This is a genomic window from Emticicia sp. GW821-FHT11C11 (assembly GCF_058808615.1).
On the sequence record NZ_JBXARV010000002.1, the window covers coordinates 522,756 to 538,512 of the forward strand.

At 40.4% G+C, this 15,757-nt stretch carries 13 protein-coding genes; 7 read left to right on the plus strand and 6 right to left on the minus strand.

The genetic code is table 11. From position 1 onward, the window contains the following. Positions 1-51: 51 nt before the first annotated feature. Both AC1RRY_RS12105 and AC1RRY_RS12110 read left to right on the plus strand, forming a co-directional pair. On the plus strand, positions 52-882 hold the full coding sequence (locus AC1RRY_RS12105; protein ID WP_492820468.1) for a GNAT family N-acetyltransferase: 831 nt from the start codon (positions 52-54) through the stop codon (positions 880-882). A 52-nt stretch (positions 883-934) separates the two neighbouring features. Beyond that, positions 935-1,330: a hypothetical protein gene (locus AC1RRY_RS12110; RefSeq protein WP_492820466.1), complete on the plus strand. Its 396-nt coding sequence runs from the start codon at positions 935-937 to the stop codon at positions 1,328-1,330. 10 nt (positions 1,331-1,340) lie between these two features. Here the strand turns inward: AC1RRY_RS12110 and AC1RRY_RS12115 are convergent, their stop codons facing one another. From AC1RRY_RS12115 to AC1RRY_RS12130, 4 genes are all read right to left on the minus strand, one after another. Beyond that, positions 1,341-1,916: a uracil-DNA glycosylase family protein gene (locus tag AC1RRY_RS12115; RefSeq protein ID WP_492820464.1), complete on the minus strand. Its 576-nt coding sequence runs from the start codon at positions 1,914-1,916 to the stop codon at positions 1,341-1,343. Continuing rightward, positions 1,873-2,712 carry an oxygenase MpaB family protein gene (locus AC1RRY_RS12120; protein ID WP_492820462.1) on the minus strand — a complete coding sequence of 280 codons (840 nt, stop codon included), beginning with the start codon at positions 2,710-2,712 and terminating at the stop codon, positions 1,873-1,875. The genes AC1RRY_RS12115 and AC1RRY_RS12120 overlap by 44 nt, the downstream gene beginning before the upstream one ends. Positions 2,713-2,724: 12 nt before the next feature. Beyond that, complete coding sequence (locus AC1RRY_RS12125) at positions 2,725-3,123, minus strand: ribosomal maturation YjgA family protein (protein WP_492820460.1); 399 nt, start codon at positions 3,121-3,123, stop codon at positions 2,725-2,727. 294 nt (positions 3,124-3,417) lie between these two features. After that, positions 3,418-6,756 (minus strand): HD domain-containing protein, encoded by a 3,339-nt coding sequence (locus tag AC1RRY_RS12130; protein ID WP_492820458.1) that lies wholly within the window; start codon positions 6,754-6,756, stop codon positions 3,418-3,420. A gap of 220 nt (positions 6,757-6,976) precedes the next feature. Between AC1RRY_RS12130 and AC1RRY_RS12135 the strand changes: the two genes are divergently transcribed. Continuing rightward, positions 6,977-10,471, plus strand: coding sequence for an amidohydrolase family protein (locus AC1RRY_RS12135; protein WP_492820456.1), 3,495 nt, complete (start codon positions 6,977-6,979; stop codon positions 10,469-10,471). 164 nt (positions 10,472-10,635) lie between these two features. Here AC1RRY_RS12135 and AC1RRY_RS12140 read toward each other — a convergent pair whose 3' ends face one another. After that, complete coding sequence (locus tag AC1RRY_RS12140; protein ID WP_492820454.1) at positions 10,636-11,268, minus strand: hypothetical protein; 633 nt, start codon at positions 11,266-11,268, stop codon at positions 10,636-10,638. Positions 11,269-11,429: 161 nt separating this feature from the next. Between AC1RRY_RS12140 and AC1RRY_RS12145 the strand changes: the two genes are divergently transcribed. Further along, positions 11,430-12,338 carry an NAD(P)/FAD-dependent oxidoreductase gene (locus AC1RRY_RS12145; protein WP_492820452.1) on the plus strand — a complete coding sequence of 303 codons (909 nt, stop codon included), beginning with the start codon at positions 11,430-11,432 and terminating at the stop codon, positions 12,336-12,338. 139 nt (positions 12,339-12,477) lie between these two features. Here the strand turns inward: AC1RRY_RS12145 and AC1RRY_RS12150 are convergent, their stop codons facing one another. Beyond that, positions 12,478-13,332 (minus strand): ankyrin repeat domain-containing protein, encoded by an 855-nt coding sequence (locus AC1RRY_RS12150; RefSeq protein ID WP_492820450.1) that lies wholly within the window; start codon positions 13,330-13,332, stop codon positions 12,478-12,480. A gap of 203 nt (positions 13,333-13,535) precedes the next feature. On the opposite strand from AC1RRY_RS12150, the gene AC1RRY_RS12155 reads away from it, so the two are divergent. The 3 genes from AC1RRY_RS12155 (at position 13,536) to AC1RRY_RS12165 (ending at position 15,754) form a co-directional block, all read left to right on the plus strand. Further along, on the plus strand, positions 13,536-14,072 hold the full coding sequence (locus AC1RRY_RS12155; protein WP_492820448.1) for a Crp/Fnr family transcriptional regulator: 537 nt from the start codon (positions 13,536-13,538) through the stop codon (positions 14,070-14,072). Positions 14,073-14,152: 80 nt separating this feature from the next. Next, positions 14,153-15,253, plus strand: coding sequence for an SMP-30/gluconolactonase/LRE family protein (locus AC1RRY_RS12160; RefSeq protein WP_492820446.1), 1,101 nt, complete (start codon positions 14,153-14,155; stop codon positions 15,251-15,253). Positions 15,254-15,301: 48 nt separating this feature from the next. Continuing rightward, positions 15,302-15,754, plus strand: a complete 453-nt coding sequence (locus AC1RRY_RS12165; RefSeq protein ID WP_492820444.1) for a hypothetical protein — start codon at positions 15,302-15,304, stop codon at positions 15,752-15,754. The last annotated feature ends 3 nt before the right edge of the window (positions 15,755-15,757 follow it).

The window sequence follows — 15,757 nt, forward strand, 5'->3', positions numbered from 1 at the left end:
ATTCCGAAAATTACTTATTTGCTAACCAACGCTATCTGCTATTTTTATAGCATGATACTTCTGGAACCCCATCATTATCCTAAAGCAGGTGCCTTATTAGGCAAGGTACCATTCAATAACCTGTTTGCACGAGCAGTTATCGACCAGCGTGTAAGTGGCAGGGTATATGCTGATGCAGCAGATGACCCTAAGACGTTTTACATTGTCCATTCATATGGAATGTCACTTTTATTGGGAGAGTCCACCAATCAGTCTTTCAACGCAGCCTTTAAGGAATATGCCTTAAATGCCGACGGCCAAAGAAACAGCCATGAGTGGATGCAGATTTACCCCGCCGGATGGGAAACCGTATTAAAAGACCTGTTTCAGGATACGCTCATCAATGCAGAAGACAATAAAAATCAGCTTACCCGGGGTGTAATTGAATTAAATACCAGAGTCAATTTCAAGTTTGATAAGGAGAAGTACTTCCAAACGCTACAGCCAGCCCATGACCCGAAAATTGAAATTATTCAGAACAATGAGGAAGTGTACGAGCAGATGACTGGCAGTGTGGTACCGCGATACTTCTGGGATTCTGCCGAAGATTTTCAGCAACACGGTGTCGGCTATTGTTTGTATTATGAGGGTCAACTGGCAGCTACCGCCTTTTCTTCATTTGTGTATGCAGATAAACTGGAATTGGGCATTGAGACCGTCCCTCAATTTAGAAACAAGGGTTTAGCTCAAAAAGTATGTGCAGCTCTAATCGATTATTGCATAGCGCATCAATTGGAGCCTATATGGGCCTGCCGACTGGAAAACACGGGCTCTTACAAACTGGCACAAAAACTGGGCTTTGAACCTGCATTATACCTACCCTACTATCGCCTGAGTAATTAGTAGACAAATACTACCGGAATCGTTAAATTGCATAAACTATTGAACGAAAACTATGAAAACAACTAAAACTGTCGCCTTACGCATCTTGCTCACACTGTTTCCGGTGGTTATTGCGTTTCATGTGGCTGTTATTTCCGGTGTGATTCCTTACGATATAGTTTGGGCAGGGAAAATCAATACCAAAGAAGAAATGTATGTCTTTGAGGCAGTGTCTTTGGCAGTCAATCTGTTGTTTATCGGTGTCTTATTGCTGAAAGCCCAGTATGTTAAGAATAATATCCCCGACAGGCTGATTAACACCATCCTGTGGTTCTTCCTGTTTCTTTTTGCATTCAATACCATTGGCAACCTAATGGCTAAAGCCTCATTTGAGAAATATGTTTTCACGCCATTGACACTCCTTACTACCTATTTGTTGTGGGTAATTGTGCGGAAAGAAAAGGCCTGACTTGTTAGCCTTACTTGGCTAACACACCCAGCACCACATTTTTCAACTCCGGCAGTACCTCTCTAGCAAACCATTCATTCTTTGCCTGCCAGATATTGTTTCTCGGAGACGGGTGAGGCAATGGGAAGTATTTCGGCAGATACTCCTGATAGTGTCTTACAGTTTCAGTGAGGGTATTTTGTGTCGATGCCCCTAAGTAATGATTCTGTGCATATTGCCCTACCAGTAGCATGAGTTCTACATTTGGCATTTGCCTGAGCAAAGCCTGATGCCATAAAGGAGCACATTCCGGTCGCGGAGGTAAATCTCCGCTTTTACCGGTGCCGGGATAGCAAAAGCCCATCGGTATCACCGCAAAGAGGGAGGTATCATAGAAAGTATCCTTGTCCACGCCCAGCCATTTGCTCAGGTTATCCCCACTCTTATCATCCCACGGTATGCTTGTGTTATGCACAATTCTGCCCGGTGCCTGCCCTACTATCACAATTCTGCTCTCTGCGCTTGCTGCTACTACTGGATTCACCCCAGCCACCAGATGCTGCTCACATGCCCTGCAGTTTTTTATTTGCGTGATAAGGTCTAGCATGATTGTTAATACCCGTTTTTTGTTTGGTCTTTGCTAATTGACCATAATTTAAGTCATTTATCTGCTCGCTGTATTCAGCCGGAAGAAGAATATTCTTTACCAGCCCATCGGCTTTGAGTTTACGGCTCAATAAATAAAGATTCAGCATAATTTTACCCTTCATTGAACTACCGAATTTCAACAGCTCAGACACCCTTGCCGGAACCACCAGTTTCTGGCACTCCAGTAAAATACGGTAACGCGTAGCACCCAGATGTTTTTTGTATTGCTGAAACAAGTCTGCCGTATAATGCCCGTTCAGTAAGTCTGCCTGCAGATGCGCCTCGCGTGAATGTTGCCAGTTGGCATAATCGTCCGGCAGGTCTTTCAGGCCCATCCGTAAGCCCACCTCCGAAAAAACATTGAAAACCTCTTCTTTTTCTTCCTGACTCAGCTTTCTTTCGAGCAACTCGTATGCCACCACAGCATAATCAATCAGCATATACAGTACGTCTCTGTACGCCCAGTCAGGAATGCGGGCGCCCCGACTCTGCTCCACGCCCTGATGAATACTGCTTATCTGGTCAATGGTCTTGATCGCGCTTTCTCTATCGGCAAAGACAATCATCTGCGCGTAGCGGACAGTTGAGAATAACCGCCCCAAGGGGTCAGATGGAATCTTTCCGGTAAAGTACAGCCAGTCTACCGCTTTGTTCAGGGCAAATTCAGCCGCTGAGCCGGCAAAGATGAACAGAATCACATCTGAGTTGCCCCATATTTTTCTTACGATCGAGTGCTTGTCAACAAAATCATTCATGCTCATTCAATTTTAAAGGCTTTGTTTTTGCAGGAATCTCCCCGCACTTTTTCTCCGATACTCTACCCAAAGGATGGTCAGGACACCGAGCGTATAGGCCACGATATCATACCACGAAAAGCTGCTGCCCAGGGCAACGGCCACAATGCGGTGCTTTTCCCAACCCATGCGATGCACGAAATGGAAATATTGCAAAGCCTCAATCAGATAAGAGAACAGCAATACCGCTACCGACGCCTTTAGGAAATGGGTATTCCAGAAAGTAAAAACGAAACAATAGACCAGAAACACCACCAGATAGTCTCCCACAAACGGCCTCACAAACGAATCATGTACATAGACGGCTATCATTACCTCAATAATGAAGAAAACAACCGCCAACAATCCATATATAGGTCTTAAAGTAAACACGAGTCAATCATTAAAAGTACTTTGTTTTACAAAGTTAATAATTCTTTTGAGATTGGGAAGGGGGTGGGAGGATTTTTGATAAGTTCAGATGATAATTTAAAGAAATTCCTCCGGAGGATATATCAATACTTGTTATTGTGAGTAGATGACACTCTATCATTATTATTAAATTTACCCTATCCTAAAGACTTATAAAAAATATTGATGCTTCTATTTATTATTTATTTTAACCAACTACTAAAAAACTCTTATTAGATAAATATTTTTATCTTAATAATATAATGTGGGGATTTCTTAAATCAAGAATCCCCATTCTTTATCACTATTAAAGTATTTCTTATAATCAATTCTTGAAAGAAATGCTTTTTTTTCTTTATCATATTCTATTGTATTATCTACAAAGTCCATTTCAGACAAATTAAACCTAAACTTTTCTTCATTATCTATTACTTTTTGTTTTATCGCTTCTAAAAACAAATCAGTCAACTTACTATTCAAATATTCAAAATTAAAATTTAAACCTTCAAAATCTCGTTTGATAAATGGTAATTCAATAACCATATCATACAATTTTCCAATAATATCTTTCGGGGCTTTATTCTGACCTTTTGCCCTAAACAGACTAATACATAGTTTTAGAATAGATTTTACCGCAGGATTAGCAATATTAAAATACTTAAAAGAATAACCAAATTTATTGCTATATGGATTGGAAAAGAATGTCAATATGGGAAAGTTTTTAAATTCCTTTTGCAAAAAGTTTGTTAATAGTTCACAAAACAATGTATCTATTTTAACTACCTCAAAGTCTATATTATTTAAGTTGAAATCATTATAATTTTTAGCCCCAAATTGTACAGACTTGAGCCCATACGTTTCTATAGCTAAAGGATAATTACTTCCTAAAGGAGATGTAACAAATTCTATATATGAAAGTGTATAAAATCGTTTTATAAAATTTACTATTAAGTGACTAGCATTAGTTACGGAAGCTGCATTTGTTACACCATAATTGGAATTCCTAAAATTCAGTAATGCTTTATTTCCTCGCCATGTTGTTAATATACCTTCGTATTTACGATAGTCAATATAACCGCCTTCAAAGAAATTATAACATTCTCGATTAAACCCCTCAGGCAAAAGTTTAACTACTTGTAAGTCACTATTACTTTCGCAAAAACAAAGCTCAGCTTCTTCATTTATAAACGGTAGAACAAATGAATCTTTTTCTAAAAGACTTTCAAATACTATGTTTGCATTTAAGTGGTAATATGTTGCTAATCTACCGATAGAAATTAATCTTTCTTTTAAAGGTTTCGATAATATTTCTCTTATTATATTGTTTTTCAAATATTGAAAAAAAGCTCTCCAAATAGAATTATCCCACTTTTCATTCGTATTTATTTTTGTTCTAGCTAAGTCAATTTTTAGTCCTTCAGGCTTTGGTATATTTACAATAATTTGAGGATTAATAAATATCTCTTCAAGAGTATCATCAAAATCATTTAATTCTTGTTCTTCAATATCTTGAATTCCTATTTTTGGAGGAACTATATCTTCAAACAGAAATCCATTCATATAAACCATATAATATCTATCTAATAAGCAATAATTCTCATCTCTAACTGGCCTCCAATACCATGAACTCCACTTTCTATCCCATTTAATTCTTTTTGTCTCGTTCAATTCATTCTTATAGTGTATTAATTTTATCGCATCTGTAGGCCAGCTTCGACTATCATTAATAAAATCGATACTTTCGTCTTTTGGTACTAAAAAAGTTATACAACCATTATATTCTGCCAGATTTAAATCCTTTTTAAAAAAAACTTGCCTTTCCAAAAAGTTTTCCCTTAAAATCTCAAAATATTGAGGATGAATAGACTTTTCCAAAGGAAATTCATAAGTAAGTTTAAATTCATTTTGACGTAACAATTCTTTCGAATCAGGATGATGAATTACAGTTTCTATGTTTCTCTCTGCTATTATTATTGGAATATCGATGAATCCTGCAATTCCCTTTAAATACTCAGTAATATTAAATCTTATTGTTTCATTTGAATCTCTATTTTTTGGTAATTTCTTTTTTAATACATATACTTTAAATTTTGTCCCTATTTCCGAAGATGTTGTATTTTTGGAAATTCTAAAATAGTTTTCTTTGGCAGGAATTGCTATTTTTAAACTTTCTTGTTTAAATGTCGTATTAGGGTCTTTAAAGGTTTCAATTTCTATATAGTCTGAGTGCATAAAACAACTTAACATTCCAATTCCAAATCGTGAAATTGGGTCCATTTTTAAACCCTCTTTTTGGAAGTCAATACTTTTATAGTAGCTTCTTCCTGCAACAGATAGATAATTCCTAATAATGTATTCATCCATTCCTATTCCATTGTCGGAGATGCTAGTAATAAAAAAATCTTCGTCTTCATCTACATCGATTTTTATTTCTGGCATAAAAGACATCTTCTTTCTCTCAAGTATTTCTCTTCTCATATATATAGCATCAACAGAGTTTTGAACTAATTCTCGAACAAATACATATGGATTTCCCTGATATATTTCATCACTTAATATATCAAACATTCGATTTCTATCAAATTCAAATTGGATAGCTACAGGTTCGAAGCCCCTAGCTGCTATGCGCCAATCTATGTGAGATATATTTAATTTATGATATGGGTGGTTAATTCTATTAATAATATCTAAACATTGTCTAAATTGTTGATCTACATATCTTTTCAAATCCATAATACCCATGTAAACATTCTGATCATCTGTACTCCCATCCACTTGTATAGACCTAAATTGTTGATAATTTGGAAAAGTGACAGGTTGCAAAGCTTTATGTTTTTCCCATTCCAGTTTAGACACCTTATCCCTAGGACCTACAAATTTCCACAAAATATATGGCGTTCTATCTTCACCTAAATCAAGAATATCTATTAATCTTACATAGATTGCAAGTGCCTTAACATTTACAACATCTGTATTTATAGATGCATCAGTAGGATAAGAAATAAAATCTTCTAAAATATTAAAATCTAACCAGTGTCCCTCGCAAATTCTAGATGAGAAATCCGCTATTCCTGAGTTGATTGTCTTGAAATATGCCTTTATTCGTTTCCCACTTCTAAATGCATGTGTTTCTCTAACATATTCTTGCCAACCGTTATCATTGAGACTTTCTTTATTAATATTTCTTTTGGTGCAGAATAACTTTAGTCTTTTTGCTTCATCATCTAATAAACAAAAACTCGAATTTACTTCTTCACCTTTTAAAGAAATTATACATTCCTTCTCTTGAATACTTACAGCCATTCCCCAATCGTGCGCATAAAGAGATACAGCTAATAAGAATAATTCGGTAGCATTCATATTTCCAATAATACTGTCTCCTAACAACTCATCGGCTATATAAAATAATCTTTTTAAATGGTATTGCTCATCATGGGGCGTATATTCCGGAAATAATAAATTTATCTGTGAGACTTCTTTTGATATTATTTTTCTTATTTCTTCTAAGTGAAATAAATAACCAATTTCATTATTTGTTTTCGAATTCTCTTTTGAAATTAAGGCATTTACAAGTTTGCTGTTTGGAAGTCCGTCAGGTTTAACTAATCTTTCCATAGTTTTACATTAAGTTCGGTGTATTAATAGGTTATAATTTGATAATATTAATAATTTCAAAACTTTTTTCTAGCAAATTTTAAATTATTATACTGAAAAAAATAATTGACTATTAGCAAGCATTGCCTTAATGTATGGTTTTAAATAATCAACTATTTCTCCTATGTCACAAATTTTTTAATATTTTTACAAAAAACACTTCCATAAAAACATCTTCTTCATGAAATCTACTATTACTTTAAAGTCGGCACTGATGGGCGTCTGCATCGGGTGCTGTGTAGTGGCGGGTGTCTTTGCCTCTAAAGGCCGTGTGTATGCACGGCTTTTGCATGCGCTGAACGACACCACCAAACAAACCAAAGACACTACCAAGTATATACGTTACAAAGATTTACCGCTCAAAGCCACACGTAAACTGAAAACCACTACTACCGAAGGCACCTGGCTGTCGGTCGATGTGAGTCCAGATAGCAAAACCATTGCTTTCGATGTCATGGGTGATTTATTCACCATTCCGTTTGGAGGGGGCAAAGCCACCAATGTAACCAAAGGTCTGGCATTTGACACCCACCCGCGCTACAGTCCGGACGGCAAAAAGCTGTTGTTTATCTCTGACCGTACCGGTTCAGACAACGTCTGGTACATCGACTTCGAGAAAAAGGATACCATACAGGTTACCAAAGACCGCGACCAGAACTACACCTCTGCCGATTGGACACCCGACGGCAAGTACATTGTGTTCTCAAAAGGCCGTATGAACGTGCAACTCTGGATGGTTCACCACGAAAGCGGCGGCGGCGTGCAGCTGATTGACCAACCCGTGAACCTGAAAACCATTGACGCCGCTGTCGGACACGACGGCCGTTATATCTATTTCTCTCAGCGCTACGGCGCGTGGAACTACAACGCCATGATGCCTCAGTATCAGATAGGCGTGTATGACCGCGACAACGCCAAACGCACCACCGTTACCTCAAGATACGGCTCGGCCTTTACACCTACCCTATCGGGCGATGGTAAATGGCTGGTATATGGCACACGTTATGAAGACAAAACCGGATTGGTACTCAGAAATCTGGAAAGCGGTGACGAAAAATGGCTGGCCTACCCTATCCAACGCGATGATCAGGAGTCTATCGCTACCATGGGTGTATTACCGGGTATGTCGTTTACGCCAGACAGCAAGGCTGTAATCGCTTCTTATGGTGGCAAGATTTACAAAATCGGGGTTGACGGTTCGACGCCTGTAGCCATTCCGTTCAGTGTGGATATGGAAATAGAAATGGCTCCGCAGTTGGAATTCAAATATCCGGTTTCTGACAGCAGCCATGCGCTTATCTCACAGATTCGTGATGCAGTGCCCTCACCGGATGGTAAAAAACTGGCTTTTACGGCATTGAACCGCCTATATATAGCCGATTATCCGAACGGCACTCCGCGTCTGATAACTACCAACGATTTCACCGAAGCTCAACCGGCATGGTCGAACGACGGCAAAAGTCTGGTGTTTACTACCTGGGCACCCGAAGGCGGCAATTTATATAAAGTAAATACAGAAGGCACACCAAATCTGCAGAAGCTGACACAAAGCCCTGCTTTATATGCACAACCGGCATGGACTCCTAAAAACGACCGTATTGTGTTTATACGCACGCGTCTGCAAACTTTTAAGTCATCAATTGGCCCGGGAGCGAATAGTGCCGAGGACGAAATCTGTTGGATAGATGCCAATGGTGGGCCTGTCACAGTTATCGACAAAGCCCGCGACCGCTCTACTCCTCACTTTGTGAGCAAAACTACCGACCGCATCTATTTCAGTGCGGGAGACGGTGCGGTGCAATCTATCAAATGGGATGGTACCGACGAAAAAATACACGTAAAAGTAACGGGTATTACCACCTACGGTATGAGCATTGAAGGCGAAGACTTCGCTCACAATTGCATGCTGTCTGAAAAAGCCGCTCAGGCTATGGAGGTAAACCGTCCGTCTCCGGCGTCGCAGATTATCATGGCACCTAATGGAGAGCAGGCATTGGCACAGATTAATAATGAAATTTATACGCTGGATGTACCTCAAACAGGTAAAACTGTGAATATCTCGGTGGCAGACGCGGGCTCGGCACAATTCCCGGCTAAGAAATTGACCGAATTGGGTGGAGAGTTCCCGTCGTGGTCGAGTGATTCTAAAAGAGTGCATTGGTCGTTGGGTCGTTATCATATCGTTTATGATCTGGAAAGAGCCAGAACTTTTGACGATAGCGTGAAAGTGGCCAAAAAAGCAGAAGAAAAACGCAAGGCGGATTCGCTGAAAACTGTGAAGACTGACACGGTGAAAATTAAAACCGACAGCGTGAAAGTAAAAACAGCCGCACAAAAACCTGCACCGAAAAAAGAAGAGCCTAAATACAAACCACAGGAAACAGAGATAAAATTGTATTTCAGTCGTGATATACCAACCGGAACCGTGCTTCTGAAAGGTGCCCGCGTGATTACCATGAAAGGCACCGAAGTAATAGAAAACGGTGATATACTGATTGAAAACAACCGGATAAAGGAAATAGGCAAGAGCGGAACCATTAAGGGTGCCGGGAAGGCTAAAGTAATAGATGTGAAAGGCAAAACCATTACACCGGGTTTTGTTGATACCCACTCGCACATGTGGCCGCAATGGGGTATACAGAAGAATCAGGTATGGATTTATGCTACCAACCTGGCGTATGGCGTAACCACTACCCGCGACCCTCAGACAGCTACTACCGACGTATTTACTTATGGCGACATGGTGGAATCAGGCAAAATTGCAGGGCCGAGAATCTATTCAACCGGCCCTGGGGTTGGTTTCTGGGCATATAACATTAAGGACTCAACCGGAGCCATTAATGCCCTGAAACAATACAGCAAGTATTATGATACGAAATACATTAAGATGTATCTGACAGGTAACCGTCAGGCACGCCAATGGATTATCAAGGCCGCTAAAGACCAGAAATTAATGCCTACTACCGAAGGTGGTCTGAACTACAAACTGAACATGACCAACCTGTTGGACGGGTATCCGGGTCATGAGCATGCTATTCCGGTGTATCCGTTGTATAATGATGTTATCAAGAGTATTTCATTCTCGCAAATGGCAGTTACCCCTACACTTCTGGTGTCTTATGGTGGTCCGTTTGCTGAGATCTATTATTTCGAAACCGAGAACCCTTACCACGACAAGAAGATGCAGCATTTCATGCCTTATGAAGAGCTGGCAGAAAAAACACGTCGTGTAAGCACCTGGTTCCTGCCTGAAGAACACGTGTTCCAGAAGCATGCCAAATCGATGAAATCGATGGTTGAAAGCGGTTCACTGGCCGGTATCGGTAGCCACGGTGAGTTCCAGGGATTGGGTTACCACTGGGAATTGTGGTCGATGCAAAGCGGTGGCATGAAAAACCATGATGCCCTGCGTGTAGCTACTATTCTGGGAGCCAAAGCATTGGGTCTTGATCAGGATTTGGGCAGTATCGAGAAAGGCAAACTGGCCGACTTATTGATTATGGATAAAAATCCGCTGGAAAACATCCGCAATTCGAACACGCTTAAAATGGTTATCAAAAACGGCCGTGTGTACGATGCCAGCACTTTAGATGAGATTTATCCGACACAAAAGAAGCTGCCTCGCACAGAGTGGAATTATGAGAAACCTGCCAATACTACAGGGTTGAATGATTAAAACCCCCAGCCGATTCGTCGGACCGTCCCTAAAGAGTAGTTTATTAACGCCTTTCTTCCAATGGAAGAAAGGCGTTTTTCATACCTGTTTAATTAATTTCATTTTATTCTGAAAATATTATTTATTTTAAATATACTAAATATTCAAAATAATAAATCAGGTAGTTATTTCTTGTTTTGTAATTTTTTCAGCACCTTTTCTACCCTGGCGCGTTTGCTTTCTTTCTCAAAATCGCCCAGTCTACCGGTCAGGGTTTTGATAAACACAGCTTTGTTGTCTTCATCAATAATCGGTAGTGCATTTTCAGCATACATGGGTAGCTGGTTAGACGGGCAGCTTAGCAGTTGTTCGTTCAGTAATTGGAAAGCATCATGCTTATAGGTATCAACAGCGCATAGCTTGGTTAGTATGCTTACCAGGCCGTCTCTTGTAATGACCGAGCCCTTGTCTGCCACTATAGTCAGTTTACCCAAAGCGCCAAAAACCTCAGCCGGCCTCAAGACTGTAATAGTATTAATGGCCGCCATGGTACCCCATTGCAGGCGGTTATTCTTACTGTCGAGCAAGGCAATGAAATTCGAAGCATATGCTGCAATTAAGACCGGACTCTTCTCTCCTATCTCATAAAGCACCTTAATGCAGTCACTCTGGATATCCTTGTTTTTGTTTGCCAGGTTTTCAATCAGTTCTGCAACCGCTGAGGCATCGTTGTTAGCAACAATCTCTTTAGCCAGTTCCTGATTCGGCACTTCGTCTCTTCTGTTGAGTGAAGATGCCAGTTTATTGATAATGCTCATTTTGCGTTCGATTTTAATGTAATGCAAATTCCTATATCGACACCCAAGTTACGTGAGTCCGGCCAAAATATTATTATATCTTTCCGAACTTTTAAATTTGCAACCCTGTTGCAAATAAAGAATATATTCAAACTATCAGGCACATTGTTTCAATCAATCCTATGCAAAGCAGTACGGAATTCGAAGTAATCATTATCGGCGGCAGTTACGCCGGGCTATCAGCGGCCATGAGTTTAGGGCGCGCATTGAGAAAAGTACTCGTAATAGATTCCGGCCTGCCCTGCAACAGACAAACGCCGCATTCACATAATTTCCTGACACAGGATGGCCGCAAGCCACAGGAGATTGCTGATATAGCTCTGGAACAACTTGCCCGGTATCAAACGATTCATTTTCATAAAGGGCTAGCCATGAATTCTGTCAGGTCGGCTGATGTTTTTGAAGTAGAAACCCAAAGCGGAGAGGTCTTCTCTGCCAAAAAGCTGATTTTTGCCACCGGAATAAAAGACACAATGCCTGCCATAAAGGGCTTCACTGAATGCTGGGGGATTTCTGTCATTCACTGTCCGTATTGCCATGGCTATGAAGTACGGCAACAGAAAACGGGAATCATTGCCAATGGTGAAGCCGCCATACAGTATGCAAGGCTGATTCATCAATGGACAAAAGACCTTACTCTGTTTACCAATGGAGCTTCAACACTCAATGAGGAACAAACCTTAAAGCTTAAAAAACATAATATACCCATTGTTGAAACCCCCATCAGCAAAATTGCACATACAAACGGACAGCTCGCTTCTGTTGTTTTAGAGGATGGCACGTCCATCAACCTGAATGCGATCTATAACAGACCGGCTTTTGTGCAACATTGCGAGATTCCGGAAAAACTAGGTTGTGAATTGAATGATCATGGACTTATCAAGGTAAATAGTCTTCAAAAAACCAATGTGGCAGGTGTTTTTGCCTGTGGCGACAATTCAAATTTCGGTCGTTCTGTGGCATTAGCTGTATCTTCAGGTTCCATGACAGGAGCATTTGTTAATCATGAACTCATAGAAGAGAATTTTTAAATGATTGAATTCCATCCATCAAAAGACAATTAACCAGGCTATCTTCAAAAAATGTATAGAAACCTATACCGATGTTGTTTAACAGCGATACCTTTATGAGACCAGCACCTTGTTAAAGCAATAAAGAAATTGAATACAATTAAACGTAGAAAAGCTGTTCAATTTCAGCATATTTCTTTATCATTTCTTTATCAGCATTTTCCGTTTGGCTGTACTTGGCCCAACCAAGGGGTGTAACTCCGTAAATCCTGTCTGTAGTATGGGTATTGGCTCCAGCGTTCAGCAACAGTTTTACAGCTTCAATATTTCCTGAATAAACCGCCTGATGCAAAGCACTAGCATGATGATGAAAACCGGACGAAGGCTCCAGATAGGCATTCACATCAACACCGCTGGCTATCAGCTGTTTTATTATGTCCGGTTTACCATAAAAGGCGGCTACCATCAGTGCAATCTGTTTATCGGTTTGAGTGGCGCTGCTTAATAACTGTGCAAATTCTTCCAGGAGGTCGAGCCCTACAGCCACTCCCAACGCTAATGTCTCTCCTTTACTTATCAAATACCGAGCTGCCTCGGCATTTCCATGTGCCAATGCACCTATACTTCCGGCAGGAGTAACTCCTGCATCTATCAGCAAATCCATTAACTCAATCTGTACGCCACAGTCGCGTGGTACTCTCCCGGTTGACACCAGCCCGAAAGTATAATCAATCTGAAACTGAAAATTATCAGGGGCATTCAGGCGAGCATTTTCAATCAACAATCGGGTAATGTCCACAATGTTGACAGGTAGTTTGTTGTTGCGTATGGGGTTATCTGCTACAAACCACATCAGGTACGGATTTTTGAAATAGCCCTCATCCGGCACATCAAGTCTTGTATTGATCAGCTGGGTATTTTCTGCCAGCAGATATTGTAAGGTTGAGATATCTCCTGCATCAATAGCTTCTACTGCCCGCAAAAAAAGAGGATCTTTAATAGCTGAGTTTTCCATAATTCTGTTCGATTTTAATTCAATCGGTATATACAAATTTATCAATTATTTCTCTTTCAGTTTTTAAAAAAGCCATTAAAATACAGAAAACTTTTGCTCGCCTGAATGTAAGCGTTTGCGATTTGCTTAGTTTTATTAACTTTGTATAGTCTCTTCTTTAAGAACCTATGCCTGCCGCCCCCAAACTGAGAAAACAATTTGAAATGATCGGTTTTTCTGGAGAAAATCTGGAAAAAATACTCAATGCCTTCATTTTTAAAACCTTCAGAAAAAACGAACATCTGGTAGAAGAAGGCAAAACAAGCCGATACATAGGTTTTGTTGAAAGCGGTATGTTTCAGTATTATTCGCTGAAAGAAGGCGAAGAAATAACCACCTATATTTCAATTGAAGGTACTTTTTTAGCTTCTCTACTAAGCTTTGTAGGGGAGGCTCCCGCTCGTGAAAACATAAGGGCATTGGTCGACAGCACCATCAGCCTCATCAGTAAACCCGAGTTAAAGCGATTGGTTAATGAGATTCCGGGCTTCAAAGAATTTTATATTCATCTGCTGGAACGCTCTATCTGCGGTATTGATGCCACCCGGCACGACCTCATCGTATTAAATGCCGAACAACGCTACGAAAAAATGCTCAAAGAAGAGCCTCATCTGCTGCAACACATTCCGCTGCAATATTTAGCCTCAATTCTGGGAGTAACTCCCCGCCACCTCAGCCGCATCCGAAATAATATCCGCTGATTTTCCTTTTTGGACATTTGTCCAGTAAAAGCGGTTCTGTTACTCCGAAATTTGCATTGTCAATTAAACAAAAAGACAATATGCAAATCTTCAAAAATACATCTCTGCATTGTTTCATTGTGTTAGCAATGGCACTCAATGCCTGTACCATTCATCCGAAATCATGGAAACCGATGGATAATCCTAAGTTTACCGAGTCGGCTCTGAATGAAAAATTAAGCACTTCTGAAAAAATATCTATTGACACCGATACCCAAAAAGGTTTCGGGCCGGAAGATATCATTTTCGATAAAGCCGGAAACTTGTATTGTGGTGTACACAACGGCACTACAGAATTCAACGATGGCAGAATCCTGAAAATCAGTCCGGCTGGTAAAGTTGAAGTCTTCTACAATGCCCGTTCATGGGTAGCTGGTCTTCATTTCGACGCAGACAGTAATCTGATTGCACTTAGTCATCGTGAAGGGCTCATCCGCATCAGTCCTGATAAAAAAGTCACCGTGCTGGCCAATAAAGATGAGAACGGGAAACCCTTTTACATTCCAAACGGGCTGGATATTGCCTCCGACGGCAAAATCTACTTCTCTAATACCTCTCACGTTGCTCCTTACACCATCAAGTATGGTAAAAAGATTATACTGGAAATGACCCCGATAGGCGGATTTTACAGTTACGACCTAGGCACTGGTCAGGTAAAGACACTCATCGATGGCACCTATTTTGGAAATGGCGTAACGCTGTCAAAGACCGAAGACTACGCATTATTGGTAGAAACCTCTAAATACAGAGTGCTGAAATACTGGCTCAAAGGCAGTAAGGCAGGCCAGACCGAAACATTCCTTGATAATCTCCCGGGCTTTCCCAATGGCATTTCTATCAGAGACGACGGCAGCTACTGGTTAGGTTTTTCGACCAAAAGAACCGACGCACTCGATAAAATCCATCCTAAAACAGGTATGAAAAAGCTGGTCTATGCGCTACCTGAGTTTCTACAACCTAAAGCCGAGAAATTCGGAATGGTGATGCACATTTCAGCCGATGGCAAAATACTCGACACCTTATTCGATACCAAAGGAATAACCATGCCTGAAGCAGGCGCAGTGAAAGAACACAACGGATACCTCTACATGGGTGGAGACGTAGTGCCTCACATCGGTAAATACAAATTAGCAAGTAAATAATGTACACATTCAAATAAATCAATTATCAAAATTTAAATATCAATCAAAATGAAATCAATTTTTACAATCATCCTTTTAGTAGTATCTCTTGGCTCTTTCGCTCAAAGTCGTTTTTCTAAAAATGAACTCAGTATTAACGGATTCAGGAACCCGTCAGTCGGAGCCGAGTATCGCCACAAACAGGTATCGGTTCATGCGGGCTATTATCCGACCGCATTCAAATCTGGCGAAAACACCAATTTCCTTAAAGTAGGTGCAACCGTATGGTTCTTACCGGTAGGCAAAAAAGAAAATCCGTCATCATTCTATGCAGGGGCGTCATACCTGAGAGGATATAACCGCGACTACGAAGGGAAAAATGCCATGGGCATTGAAGCAGGCTTCCGCTGGATGGTGTGGCAAGGAGTTAACCTTAGAATCGGGGCAATAGCTGTGGCTTCTCAGGGACAAAGTCTGAAGATAAATCCGACACCGGGGATCAGTTATTCATTCTTCTTCTAATAG